At 68.8% G+C, this 12,422-nt stretch carries 10 protein-coding genes; 7 read left to right on the top strand and 3 right to left on the bottom strand.

The features are described from left to right. Window positions 1–8 precede the first annotated feature (8 nt). Window positions 9–1,592: a ribonuclease J gene (locus tag ACMGER_RS10450; protein WP_436812858.1), complete on the top strand. Its 1,584-nt coding sequence runs from the start codon at window positions 9–11 to the stop codon at window positions 1,590–1,592. A gap of 12 nt (window positions 1,593–1,604) precedes the next feature. Beyond that, entirely contained in the window at window positions 1,605–1,880 is a 276-nt protein-coding gene (locus ACMGER_RS10445; protein ID WP_436812088.1) for a DUF1467 family protein, read from the top strand. Window positions 1,881–1,886: 6 nt separating this feature from the next. Here ACMGER_RS10445 and ACMGER_RS10440 read toward each other — a convergent pair whose 3' ends face one another. Continuing rightward, a complete protein-coding gene (locus ACMGER_RS10440; RefSeq protein WP_436812087.1) occupies window positions 1,887–2,978 on the bottom strand; it encodes an oxidoreductase in 1,092 nt (363 codons plus the stop codon). Window positions 2,979–3,143: 165 nt separating this feature from the next. Between ACMGER_RS10440 and recA the strand changes: the two genes are divergently transcribed. The 3 genes from recA to ACMGER_RS10425 all read left to right on the top strand — a co-directional run bounded on the left by recA (window position 3,144) and on the right by ACMGER_RS10425 (window position 6,103). After that, window positions 3,144–4,229: a recombinase RecA gene (gene recA, locus ACMGER_RS10435; RefSeq protein ID WP_436812086.1), complete on the top strand. Its 1,086-nt coding sequence runs from the start codon at window positions 3,144–3,146 to the stop codon at window positions 4,227–4,229. Window positions 4,230–4,634: 405 nt separating this feature from the next. Continuing rightward, window positions 4,635–5,462 (top strand): class I SAM-dependent methyltransferase, encoded by an 828-nt coding sequence (locus tag ACMGER_RS10430; protein WP_436812085.1) that lies wholly within the window; start codon window positions 4,635–4,637, stop codon window positions 5,460–5,462. A 14-nt stretch (window positions 5,463–5,476) separates the two neighbouring features. Then, on the top strand, window positions 5,477–6,103 hold the full coding sequence (locus tag ACMGER_RS10425; protein ID WP_436812084.1) for a glutathione S-transferase family protein: 627 nt from the start codon (window positions 5,477–5,479) through the stop codon (window positions 6,101–6,103). Between the two features lie 39 nt (window positions 6,104–6,142). Here the strand turns inward: ACMGER_RS10425 and ACMGER_RS10420 are convergent, their stop codons facing one another. Further along, window positions 6,143–7,465 carry a dicarboxylate/amino acid:cation symporter gene (locus tag ACMGER_RS10420; protein WP_436812083.1) on the bottom strand — a complete coding sequence of 441 codons (1,323 nt, stop codon included), beginning with the start codon at window positions 7,463–7,465 and terminating at the stop codon, window positions 6,143–6,145. Between the two features lie 78 nt (window positions 7,466–7,543). Between ACMGER_RS10420 and ACMGER_RS10415 the strand changes: the two genes are divergently transcribed. Together ACMGER_RS10415 and alaS are read left to right on the top strand one after the other, a co-directional pair. Beyond that, window positions 7,544–8,797: a M24 family metallopeptidase gene (locus tag ACMGER_RS10415; RefSeq protein WP_436812082.1), complete on the top strand. Its 1,254-nt coding sequence runs from the start codon at window positions 7,544–7,546 to the stop codon at window positions 8,795–8,797. 164 nt (window positions 8,798–8,961) lie between these two features. Next, window positions 8,962–11,622, top strand: a complete 2,661-nt coding sequence (alaS, locus tag ACMGER_RS10410; RefSeq protein WP_436812081.1) for an alanine--tRNA ligase — start codon at window positions 8,962–8,964, stop codon at window positions 11,620–11,622. A 182-nt stretch (window positions 11,623–11,804) separates the two neighbouring features. On the opposite strand, the gene ACMGER_RS10405 is transcribed toward alaS, so the two are convergent. Continuing rightward, window positions 11,805–12,386: a hypothetical protein gene (locus ACMGER_RS10405; protein ID WP_436812080.1), complete on the bottom strand. Its 582-nt coding sequence runs from the start codon at window positions 12,384–12,386 to the stop codon at window positions 11,805–11,807. Between the last annotated feature and the right edge of the window lie 36 nt (window positions 12,387–12,422).

The raw sequence follows: 12,422 nt of genomic DNA, 5'->3' as shown, positions 1-12,422 counted from the left end.
AGATCGGCATGAACGTCAATCTCTACGGCTGTAACGGCAAGTGGCTGATGGTCGATTGCGGCGTGACCTTCGCCGACCCCGACTATCCCGGCATCGACGTGCTACTGCCCGACCTCAGCTTCATCGAGGAGCGGCTCGACGACCTCGTCGGCATCTTCCTGACCCACGGGCATGAGGATCATATCGGCGCGCTGCCCTATTTCGCCGCCGACCTCGGCGTTCCGCTCTACGCCTCCCCGTTCACCGCCGGCCTGATCCGCGAGAAGCTCGATGAGGAGGGCATCTCCGACCAGGTCAAGCTCCACGTCGTCCGCGAGGACGGCAAGGTTCAGCTCGGCCCGTTCGCGGTGACCTACGTCCCGCTCGCGCACTCGATCCCAGAAGGCAACGCGCTGCTGATCGAGACGCCGCACGGCCGCATCTTCCACACCGGCGACTGGAAGATCGACGAGACGCCGCTGCTCGGCTCGCCCTCGACCGCGGAGGAGCTGACCCAGATCGGCGACAAGGGCATCTTCGCGCTGGTCTGCGATTCGACCAACGTCTTCAACCCCGAGGCGTCGGGCAGCGAGTCCGAGGTCCGCGCCGGGCTCGACGAGGTGATCTCGGCCGCCAAGGGCCGCGTGCTCGTCACCACCTTCGCCTCCAACGCCGCGCGCCTCGCCACGCTGGGCGAGGTCGCCAAGGACACCGGCCGCACGCTGTGCGTCGCCGGCCGCTCGCTCGACCGCATCCTGCGCGTCGCCCGCTCGGTCGGCTATCTCAAGGGCTTCCCCGAGACGGTCGACTGGGAGACGGCGATGGACCTGCCGCGCAGCCAGGTGCTGATCGTCGCCACCGGCGGCCAGGGCGAGCCGCGCGCCGCGCTCGCGCGCGTCGCCGACGGCAGCCACCCGATCAGGCTCGATCGCGGCGATACCGTGGTCTTCTCCTCCAAGCAGATCCCGGGCAACGAGCGCGCGATCGGCGAGATCCAGAACAAGCTCGCCGCCGCGGGGGTGGAGATCGTCACCGATCGCCAGGCCTTCGTCCACGTCTCCGGCCATCCCGGCCGCCCTGAGCTCCAGGCGATGTACCGCTGGATCCGCCCGCAGCTGGTGATGCCGGTCCATGGCGAGATGCGCCACCTCGCCGAGCACGCCCGTTTCGCCATCGAGAACGGCGTCCCCGGCGCCGTGCTGCAGAAGGACGGCGACATCATCCGCCTCGCCCCAGGCACGCCCGAGAAGATCGGCGAGGCGCCGGTCGGCCGCCTCGCGCTCGACGGCGACGTGATCCTGCCGGCGGACGGCGCCACCATCAACGAGCGCCGCCGCATCGCCGCCTATGGCCAGATCTCGGTCGCGGTCGCGGTCCGCAAGGACGGCTCGCTGATCGGCCAGCCCCAGGTGCGGCTCCAGGGCGTGCCGGTAGAGGAGGACCAGGATCCGTTCCTCGACGAGGCGGTCGACGCCGCCAGCGGGGCGGTCAAGGGCAGCCGCGGCAAGGGCCTCGACAACCTCCGCGAAGCCCTGCGCCTCGCCGTCCGCCGCGTCGCGACGCGCTGGACGGGCAAGAAGCCGGTCGTCGACGTGCTGGTGATCGAGGCGTAAAGGACGCGCGCGATGAACTGGAAATCCGCGCTCGCCATCTATTTCCTGTTCTGGGCCTTCTCGGTGTTCCTCGTGCTCCCGTTCGGCGTCCGCACCGCGCACGAGGCAGGCGCCGAGCTGGTCCCCGGCCAGGCCGAGAGCGCGCCCCACGTCTTCCGCCCCAGCCGCGTCGCGCTCCGCGTGACGATCGTCGCGACGATCCTGTGGGGACTGTTCCTCCTCAACTATGTCTACGGCTGGGTGACGCCCGACATGCTCGATTGGACGCGCTGGGGGCGGGCCGACTAGCGACCGTCAGATTTCATGTCCGGAGGTCAGTTCCGCGCGTTCCTTCTCCGTCAGCGCCAATTGGACCGTGCGTCCCTGTCTTGACGACTCGAGACCGGCCTCGATCGTCGCCATCACCGCCAATGCCTCGATCGGCGACACCGGGTTCGGTGCAGCCCCGCGCACGGCATCGACGATTCCCGCGTAGAAGCGCAGCTGATTCCCAGCGGGCGCCGCGATCCGCCGCTCCCGGCTCGATCCGTCGTAGAACAGCATCTCGTCCTCGTCCGCGCCCCATCCGGCGCTGCCCGGCGCCATCCCGGCGAGCAGCTGCGCCTCCTGCTGGTCCGGCTTGCGCTTGACCAGGCTGCCCTTCTCTCCGTGCACGACGAACCGGCTGCTGCCGCCCGCCACCATCATCCCGGCGTGGAGGATCACCCGCAGCGTGCCATAATCGAGCACGACATGCGCCCAGTCGTCGGTCAGCGCGCCGCTGCGCTGCATCGCCAGGTCCGCCTGTACGCGCTGCGGCGGGCCGAACAGCTGGAGCGCCTGGTCGATGAGATGCGGCCCGAGATCGAACCAGATTCCGCTCCCCGGTCCGGGCGCCTCGCGCCAGCGCTCGCGCACCTGCGGCCGGAAGCGGTCGAAATGCGACTCGAAATGGGTGACGCGCCCGAGCAGCCCCCTCTCGATACTCTGCCGCACGCCGAGGAAATCGCTGTCCCAGCGCCGGTTATGGAACACCGACAGCAGCCGCCCCTGAGCCTCGGCAAGCGCCACCACCTCCCGCGCTTCGGCGAGGTCGAGCGTGAAGGGTTTGTCGACGACCACATGCTTGCCCGCACCCAGCGCCGCGGCGGCGAGGGGAGCATGGCTCGCATTGGGAGAGGCGATGACGACCAGTTCGATGTCATTCCGTGCGATCAGCGCCTGCGGGTCGGCGACCACCTCGACGTCGGGCAGGTCGCGCGCGACCTTGGCCGGATCGCCGGATACGACCGCCGCCAGCGTCAGGCCGCGCGTCGCCAGCATCATCGGCGCGTGGAAGGTCCTGCCGGCATAGCCGTAGCCGATCAGTCCGGCGCGGACGGCGGTGGTTTGGGTCGATGTCGTCATGGTATCGCGATGTCGCAGCGGCGGCTGGCCGGTCAACCGCAGGGCAGGAGCCGGGCCCTTGCGGAAAAAGTTTGTTCCACCCTTGTTCCGTTGGAACAAATGCGATACAGAAGCCCGCAAGACATTGAACCGGGCGCGTGGATGCCCTAGCGACGGAGCTTCCCAATGGCAGCGAACCTGAAGGTCATCGATACCGGCATGGCAACCATCAATTCCGATCGTCAGAAGGCGCTCGACGCCGCATTGGCGCAGATCGATCGCGCGTTCGGCAAGGGCAGCGCGATGCGGCTCGGCTCGAAGGAGACGATGCAGGTCGAGGCGATCTCCACGGGGTCGCTCGGGCTCGACATCGCGCTCGGCGTCGGCGGATTGCCGCGCGGCCGCGTGATCGAGGTCTACGGGCCCGAAAGCTCGGGCAAGACCACGCTCGCGCTCCACGTCATCGCGGAAGCCCAGAAGAATGGCGGCACCGCCGCGTTCGTCGATGCCGAACATGCGCTCGATCCGGTCTATGCCAAGAAGCTCGGGGTCGACATCGACGAGCTGATCGTGTCGCAGCCCGACACCGGCGAGCAGGCGCTGGAGATCACCGATACGCTGGTGCGCTCGAACGCGATCGACGTGCTGGTGGTCGATTCGGTCGCGGCGCTGGTGCCCAGGGCCGAGATCGAGGGCGAGATGGGCGACAGCCACGTCGGCCTGCAGGCGCGGCTGATGTCGCAGTCGCTGCGCAAGCTCACCGGCTCGATCAGCCGCTCGCGCTGCATGGTGATCTTCATCAATCAGCTGCGCATGAAGATCGGCGTGATGTACGGCAATCCGGAGACGACCACCGGCGGCAACGCGCTCAAATTTTACGCCTCGGTCCGCCTCGACATCCGCCGCACCGGCCAGATCAAGGATCGCGACGATATCGTCGGCAACACGACGCGCGTGAAGGTGGTGAAGAACAAGGTTGCGCCGCCGTTCAAGCAGGTCGAGTTCGACATCATGTACGGCGAGGGCATCTCGAAGATCGGCGAGATCCTCGACCTCGGCGTCAAGGCCGGCCTCGTCGAGAAGTCGGGCGCGTGGTTCAGCTACGACAGCGTCCGCATCGGCCAGGGTCGCGAGAACGCCAAGACCTTCCTCAAGGAGAATCCGGAGATCACCGCCCGGCTCGAAGCCGCGATCCGCGGCCGGACCGAGCAGGTCGCCGAGGAGATGATGGTCGGCGGCACCGACGACGACGCAGGGGACGATGATCTCTGAGGCAGCAGTTTCGCGACGTCAGCCTGCGGACGTGCAGGCCGGCGCCGCAAGCTCCCGGAAAGGCCCGCCCGCGCGGCGGGCCTTTTCCGTTTGGGGAAGGGGCGGTGATATGTCGTTTTCCCGGAACTTTCGGAACCTTCGAATGCCGAAACACCCTCGGAATTCAAGCCGGCTCCACATTTCCGTTCGTTCCGAGCTTGTCCAAGATGGGTCGGCATTCAGCAAATAAGCCCCTCCCCTTCAGGGGAGGGGTTGGGGTGGGGGCTCTCCACAGGCAAACCGGCTTGAGGCGCGTACCCACCTCCAATCCCTGTATCGCGACCTGAGCCTGCCCTAGTGCCTGCCTTGACGGGCAGTTCAAGGGCCAGCCTCCTTGAGTAGCCGACCTCGCCGAGGAGAGAATGGATGACCGAAGCAATCGAATGGACCGGCACCGTCGGCCGGACCTGGGCCGAGGAATGGCGCCGCACCGACCGCAGCTTCGCCGCGTTCACGCCGCATCTCGACGCAGCGATCCTCGCCGCGGTGCCGCCGGACCGTTTCCGCGCCGCCGACATCGGTTGCGGTGCCGGCGGCACCAGCCTCGCGCTATCGGCGGCCCGCCCCGATGCGGAAGTGCTCGGCATCGACCTGTCCGCCGAGCTCATCGCAGCCGCGACCGCTCGTGCGCAGGGCCACGCCAATCTCGCCTTCGTCGTCGGCGATGCGCTCGACGTGGCCGAGCGCCGTGCGCCCTTCGATCTCATCGTCTCCCGCCATGGCGTGATGTTCTTCGCCGATCCCGTCGCAGCCTTCACCCGGCTACGCGCGGCGGTGTCGCCGGGCGCGCGTCTCGTCTTCTCCTGCTTTCGCGACCGCAAATTCAATCCCTGGGCGGAGGAGATTCCTGCCGCCGTGCTCGGCCATGCGCCGCCGCCGCTCGATGCCGGGCCCGGACCATTTGCGTTCGCGGACCGTGATCGGGTCACCGCGATCCTCCGTGAGGCGGGATGGCGCAACCCGATCGCGACTCCGGTCGACTATGCCTATCTCGCCGGCGAGGGCGAAGACCCGGTTACGGATGCGGTCGCCTTCTTCCGCCGCATCGGCCCCGCAGCGCGGCTGATCCGCGAGGCGCCTCCCGAAGCGCAGCCGGCATTGCTCGATCGCCTCGCCGCAGCGGTGTCGCGCTATCGTCATGGCAATGTCGTCGACTTCCCCGCCGCCGCATGGATATGGTCGGCGACACGCTAGAAGGGGGGAGCACCATGGCGATCATCGTCCATCATCTTGAAGACTCGCGGTCGCAGCGCGTGCTGTGGCTGCTCGAGGAACTGGGGCTTCCCTACGAGGTCAAGCGTTACGAGCGGAACAAGGCGACGCTGCTCGCTCCGCTCGCGCTCAGGAAGGTACACCCGCTCGGCAAGTCCCCGGTGATCGAGAACGAAGGACGGGTGGTCGCGGAGACCGGGGCGATCGTCGAATATCTGGTCGAGCACGCCGATGGCCGGCTCGGCGCGCCGGCGCATCGCGACTCGGCGCTGCGCTACCGCCATTTCCTCCATTACGCCGAGGGATCGCTGATGCCGGTGCTGTTCGCCAAGCTGGTGCTGAGCCGCGTGCCGCTGCTGGGCGCGACGGCGACGAAACGCTTCCAGCCGATGATCGACGTCCATCTCGACTGGATCGAGAACGAGCTCGCGGGCCGCCCCTGGTTCGCCGGCGACGACTTCACCGCCGCCGACGTGATGATGAGCTATCCCCTGGAGGCTGCCCGCGACCGCGCCGGCCTCGACGCCTCGCGTCCGGCGACGATCGCGTGGCTGGACAGGATCCACGCACGCCCGGCCTATCAGTCCGCGCTCGAGGCCGGGGGGCCTTATGCCTATGCTTAAGCCGTCGCAGGCTTCGTTCGCGGGAACGAGAACACCGGCTTACCCCTGCCGAAAGCTGTCGCTATCCTCCACCGGCCCGCCGCCGGTCGGCGCCGGCCTGGGCTCGATCACCGGCGATTCGGCCGGATCGAGCCCGCCTTCCCAGCGCGCCACCACGCTCGCTGCGACGGCGTTGCCGACGACGTTGGTCGCCGATCGTCCCATGTCGAGGAAATGGTCCACCGCCAGCACCAGCAGCAGCCCGGCCTCGGGCAGGTTGAACTGGTTGAGCGTCGCCGCGATTACCACCAGGCTGGCGCGCGGCACGCCGGCGATGCCCTTCGACGTGATCATCAGCGTCAGCAGCATCGCGATCTGCGTGCCGAGGTCGAGGTGGATGCCATAGGCCTGGGCGATGAACAGCGACGCGAAGGTCATGTACATCATCGACCCGTCGAGGTTGAACGAATAGCCGAGCGGCAGCACGAAGCTGGCGATGCGCGGCGGCACCCCGAACCGGTCGAGCGCTTCCAGCGTGCGCGGAAAGGCGGCCTCGGACGAGGCGGTCGAGAAGGCGACCAGCACCGGTTCGCGGATATAGCGGAACAATTGCAGCGTCCGCTTGCCGACGAACAGCAGCGCCAGCACCCCCAACGCGATCCACAATAGGCCGAGGCCGAGATACACCGACCCCATGAAATAGGCGAGCTTGCCGATCACGCCCGGGCCGCGCTCGATCAGCGTCGCCGCCACCGCCGCGAACACCGCGAAGGGGGCGAAGCGCATGACATAGTCGGTCACCTGCAGCATCACCTGCGTCAGCGCCTCGGCCGCCTTGACCAGCGGCGCGGCGCGCTCGCCGACGGCGGTGATCGCGACGCCGAAGAACACCGAGAAGACCACGATCTGCAGGATGTCGTTGGTCGCCATCGCCTCGACGATCGAGCTCGGGAAGATGTGAGTGATGATCTCGGCGGCGTCGAACTTGCTCTTGTCGAGCCCGCTGCCTGCGCCGGCGGGCGGCAGCGGCAGGTTGAGGCCGAGCCCCGGCTGCAGGATGTGGACCATGATCAGGCCCAAAGTCAGCGACATCAGGCTCGCGCAGATGAACCACCCGAGCGACTTCAGGCCCACCCGTCCCAGCGCCCCGGTGTCGCCCATGTGCGCGATGCCGACCACCAGCGTGCCGAACACCAGCGGCGCGATGATCATCTTGATGAGGTGGAGGAACACCTGCGTCACGATGCCGAACCATTTGGCGATCTCCTTGAGCGTCGCCGCCGATTCGGGCGTTCCGGCATCGAACGTCGCGTTGACGATCCATCCGACGACGAGACCCAGCACCAGGCCGATCAGAATGAAGGTGGTCAGGCGCTTGGCCAAAATGCTTCTCCCCCGTGGAACCTCGCCGGAAGGAAGGGGATTGCGGCGCCGCGGTCAAGCGCCCTATCGCTTGCACCCATGATCCTGACCCGCCGTCGCCTCGTCCGGGCCGTCGCCGCGCTGCCGCTGCTCGCGACACCGGGCCTGCTCCGCGCCGCCGATCCCGACCTTTCGGCGCTCAGCGACATCACCGGCGATGCGGTGCCGATCGGGCGCGAGGAGCGCGACCGACGCCTCGCCCGCGCGCAGGCGCTGATGCGGGCGCACGGCATCGGCGCGGTGCTGGTCGAGCCGGGATCGAGCCTCGTCTATTTCACGGGCATCCGCTGGGGTCGCAGCGAGCGGGCGCTGCTCGCCGTGCTGCCGGTCGAGGGGGAGCCGTGCATCGTCTCGCCTTTCTTCGAGGAACCGCGGATGCGCGAGACGCTCGCCGTCCCGGCCGAGGTCCGCGTGTGGCAGGAGGACGAGGATCCGCTCGCCATCGTCGCCGGTGTCCTCAGGGACCGCAAGCTCGCCGGCCGCCCGGTCGGGATCGAGGAGACGGTGCGCTTCTTCATCCCCGACGCGCTGGCGCGCGATCTGCCGGCGTCGAAGCCGGTCTCCGCCAACCCGGTGGTGCGCGGCTGCCGCATGATCAAGTCGCCGGCCGAGATTGCGCTGATGCAGAAGGCGACCGACGTCACCATCGCCGCCTATCGCTGGACCTGGGAGCGGGTCGAGGCCGGCATGAGCCAGGCCGACATCTCCGCATTGATGAGCGCCGCGACGCGCAAGCTCGGCGGAAGTCCGGAATTCTCGATGGCGCTGATCGGCGAATCGGCCGCCTATCCGCACGGCAGCCGCAAGCCGCAGCGGATGAGCGACGGCGCGGTGCTGCTGATGGACTGCGGCTGCACCGTCCATGGCTATCAGTCAGACGTCTCGCGCACCTTCGTGAAGGGCAGCGCCTCGGCCGAGGTGCGCAAGGTGTGGGACCAGGTCCGCCAGGGCCAGCAGGTCGCCTTCGCCGCGGCGAAGCTCGGCGCGCCCGCCGGCAGCGTCGACGACGCGGTCCGCGCGCAGTACGAGCGCTGGGGCTACGGCCCGCGCTACGCGCTGCCGGGCCTGTCGCATCGCACCGGCCACGGCATCGGCCTCGACGGCCACGAGCCGGTCAACCTCGTCCATGGTGAGACGACCCGTCTTGCCCCTGGCATGTGCTTCTCGAACGAGCCCGGCATCTACCTCCCCGGCAAGTTCGGCGTGCGGCTGGAGGACTGCTTCCACATGACCGAGGCGGGCCCCAAATGGTTCAGCGAGCCGCCGAGGTCGATCGACGCGCCGCTGGGGTGAGGCAGCGGCGCCCCCATCTCGTCATGCCGGGCTTGACCCGGCATCCAGAGTCACAAGCGATAGGGCCCGCGGCTCTGGATCCCGGCTTTCGCCGGGAGGACGCTTAGGAAAAGGAATGACGGTGAGGAGTTGAGAGAAGGCCGAACCTCCCCTAAGTCGCGCCCATGACCTCGACGAACGACATCCGCCGATCCTTCCTCGACTATTTCGAGAGCCAGGGCCATGCCCGCGTGCCTTCGGCGCCGCTGGTGCCGCAGAACGATCCGACGCTGATGTTCGTCAATGCCGGCATGGTGCCGTTCAAGAACGTCTTCACCGGCCTCGAGACGCGCCCCTATTCGACCGCTACCAGCTCTCAGAAGTGCGTCCGCGCCGGCGGCAAGCACAACGACCTCGACAATGTCGGCTACACCGCCCGGCATCACACCTTTTTCGAGATGCTCGGCAATTTCTCGTTCGGCGACTATTTCAAGGAACAGGCGATCCTTCACGCCTGGACCTTGCTGACGAAGACCTGGGGCATCCCGGCCGAGAAGCTGACGGCGACGGTCTACCACACCGACGACCAGGCGTTCGACCTGTGGAAAAAGATCGCGGGCCTGCCCGACCACAGGATCATCCGCATCCCGACCAAGGACAATTTCTGGGCGATGGGCGCCGACGGCCCGTGCGGGCCCTGCTCGGAGATCTTCTACGACCACGGCGAGCGCATCCCCGGCGGCCCGCCCGGATCGCCGGACGAGGACGGCGACCGATTCGTCGAGATCTGGAACCTCGTCTTCATGCAGTTCGTGCAGGAGAATGAGGAGATCGTCGGCGACCTGCCGCGCCCCTCGATCGACACCGGCATGGGCCTGGAGCGCATCGCCGCGGTGCTGCAGGGCGTCCACGACAACTACGATACCGACACCTTCAAGGCGCTGATCGCCGAGAGCGGCGCGCTCACCGGCACGCCGACGACCGGCGAGAACCAGGCGAGCCACCGCGTCATCGCCGATCACCTGCGCTCCTCGGGCTTCCTCGTCGCCGACGGCGTGCTGCCGGCCAACGAGGGTCGTGGCTACGTCCTTCGCCGCATCATGCGCCGCGCGATGCGCCACGCGCACCTGCTCGGCGCCAGGGAGCCGCTGATGCACCGCATGGTGCCGTCGCTGGTCGCCGAGATGGGCGCCGCCTATCCCGAGCTCGTCCGCGCCCAGCCGCTGATCGAGGCGACGCTGCTCCAGGAGGAGACGCGCTTCCGCCAGACGCTGACCAATGGCCTGCGCCTCCTCGACGAGGCGACGCAGGACATGGGCGAAGGCGACACGCTGCCCGGCGCCACCGCGTTCAAGCTCTACGATACCTTCGGTTTCCCCTACGACCTCACCGAGGACGCGCTGCGCACCCAGGGCATCGCCGTCGACCGCGCCGGTTTCGACGCCGCCATGGCCGAGCAGAAGGCGGCCGCCCGCGCCGCCTGGAAGGGCTCGGGCGCCAAGGCGAGCGAGGAGATCTGGTTCGACATCGCCGAGGACAAGGGCGCGACCGAGTTCACCGGCTATGCCAGCGACGTCGCTGAGGCGGAGGTGGTCGCGCTGGTCAAGGACGGCGCGCGCGTCGAGCGGGCCGGACAGGGCGACACGGTCGAGATCGTCGTCAACCAGACGCCCTTCTATGCCGAGAGCGGCGGCCAGGTCGGCGACGCCGGCACGATCGACGGCGACGGGATGCACGCCGTGGTCGGCGACACGCAGAAGCATGTCGGCAAGCTCCACGGCCATCTCGCCACGATCGAGAGCGGCGAGCTTCGCGTCGGCGATACGGTCAGGCTCGTCATCGACCTCGACCGCCGCGCACGCATCCGCGCGAATCACTCGGCGACGCACCTGCTGCACGCGGCCCTTCGCGAGCGCCTCGGCACCCATGTCGCGCAGAAGGGCTCGCTGGTCGCGCCCGACCGGCTGCGCTTCGACGTCAGCCACCCGACCGCGATGCTTCCGGCCGAGCTCGCCCAGGTCGAGGCGGACGTGAATGCGCAGATCCGCTCCAACGGCGTCGTCACCACGCGGCTGATGACCCCGGACGACGCGATCGCGATGGGCGCGATGGCGCTGTTCGGCGAGAAATACGGCGACGAGGTCCGCGTCGTCAGCATGGGCGAGGATGCCGACGGCACCTATTCGCTCGAGCTGTGCGGCGGCACCCACGTCAACGCGCTGGGCGAGATCGGCCTGTTCAAGGTCGTGAGCGAAGGCGCGGTCTCCTCGGGCATCCGCCGTGTCGAGGCGCTGACGGGGGAGGCGGCGCGCGCCTGGCTCTCCGCCCGCGACGAGAAGCTCAAGGAGGCGGCCGCCGCGCTCAAGACCTCGCCCGACGAGGTGCCGGCGCGCGTCGTCTCGCTGCTGGAGGAGCGGCGCCGGCTGGAGCGCGAGCTCGCCGAGGCGAAGAAGGCGCTGGCCCTCGGCGGCGGCGGCAAGGCCGACGCGGCCGGGCCGGAGCAGGTCGGCGGCGTCAACTTCGTCGGCCAGGTGGTCGAGGGATTGGAGCCGAAGGGCCTGCGCGGCGCGGTCGACGAGGCCAAGGCGCGCGTCGGCTCGGGCGTGGCGGCGCTGGTCGCGGTCAACGACGGCCGCGCTTCGGTCGCGGTCGGCGTGACCGATGATCTCGTCGGCCGGCTGAACGCGGTCGAGCTGGTCAAGGCGGCGGTGACGGCGCTGGGCGGGCAGGGCGGCGGCGGCCGTCCCGACATGGCCCAGGGCGGCGGTCCCGACGGGGACAGGGGCGCCGAGGCGATTGCGGCGGTGAAGGCGGTGCTGGAAGGAGGCAAGAAGGCGGCGGCGTAAGGCGGATCATCGCGCTCTATGCCGATGTAACGCATAGCGTCCATCCGAACTCCTGCGAAGGCAGGAGCTCTGTCCGCGAGCGACGTCTTCACCATCCAGACATCCAGAGCTCCTGCCCTCGCAGGAGCGCAGTGAGGCTGGTTGAAAGGGCGGCACCCCAAGGCACCGCCCCTCCATCACCCTCAGTTGCTCGGCGCCGGAGCCGGGGCCGCGCCCGGGGCGCCGGCGGGCGCCGCGCCCCCGACCGCGGCGTTGAACTGCTCCGCGGTCATGCCGACCACGACGCCGCTCGGGCCGAGGCCGAAGCCGGCGATCGGCAGCTTGACCTCGCGGCCGCCGGCCTGGCTGGTCAGCGTGACGAACTGGTCGTCCGCCGCCTTGACCGTGCCGATCACCGTGGTGCCGTCGCTGGCACGGACCTGCGCGCCGGGGGTGAGCGCGGTCTTGAGCTGCGCCTGCTGCTGCGCCTGCGCCTGCTTGCCCGCGGCCTCCAGGTCGGCCTTGGTCATCGCCATGTGCCAGCCCTTGGCATCCTTGCCGACTGAGGTCGGCGGTACCGGCACTGTCACGGCGCCCGTGTTGATCACCACCGCCTGCGGCGACACCGCCTCGACGGTGCCCATCACCGCGCCGGTCGAATCATAGACGGTCTCGCCGACCGCCGGGGCGGCGGCCGCCTGCGCGGGGGCAGGGGCGGTCTGCGCGGCAAGCGCCGCCGGAGTGGCGGCGATACCCGCCAGGAAGAGACAGCTCAGGGCTTTCATTCGACGAATCTTCATTCAGGAATTCTCCAGTCTTTG

The sequence above is a fragment of the Sphingomonas astragali genome, assembly GCF_051400615.1.
Taxonomy (GTDB): Bacteria; Pseudomonadota; Alphaproteobacteria; order Sphingomonadales; family Sphingomonadaceae; genus Sphingomonas.
This window is presented reverse-complemented; position numbering and strand designations above follow the sequence as displayed.

What these genes read in the sequence shown, in the direction of transcription:
- ACMGER_RS10450 (WP_436812858.1), top strand. Translation starts at nt 9, where the DNA reads ATGAACGTCAATCTCTACGGCTGTAACGGCAAGTGGCTGATGGTCGAT.
- ACMGER_RS10445 (WP_436812088.1), top strand. Translation starts at nt 1,605, where the DNA reads ATGAACTGGAAATCCGCGCTCGCCATCTATTTCCTGTTCTGGGCCTTC.
- ACMGER_RS10440 (WP_436812087.1), bottom strand. Translation starts at nt 2,978, where the DNA reads ATGACGACATCGACCCAAACCACCGCCGTCCGCGCCGGACTGATCGGC.
- recA (WP_436812086.1), top strand. Translation starts at nt 3,144, where the DNA reads ATGGCAGCGAACCTGAAGGTCATCGATACCGGCATGGCAACCATCAAT.
- ACMGER_RS10430 (WP_436812085.1), top strand. Translation starts at nt 4,635, where the DNA reads ATGACCGAAGCAATCGAATGGACCGGCACCGTCGGCCGGACCTGGGCC.
- ACMGER_RS10425 (WP_436812084.1), top strand. Translation starts at nt 5,477, where the DNA reads ATGGCGATCATCGTCCATCATCTTGAAGACTCGCGGTCGCAGCGCGTG.
- ACMGER_RS10415 (WP_436812082.1), top strand. Translation starts at nt 7,544, where the DNA reads ATGATCCTGACCCGCCGTCGCCTCGTCCGGGCCGTCGCCGCGCTGCCG.
- alaS (WP_436812081.1), top strand. Translation starts at nt 8,962, where the DNA reads ATGACCTCGACGAACGACATCCGCCGATCCTTCCTCGACTATTTCGAG.
- ACMGER_RS10405 (WP_436812080.1), bottom strand. Translation starts at nt 12,386, where the DNA reads ATGAAAGCCCTGAGCTGTCTCTTCCTGGCGGGTATCGCCGCCACTCCG.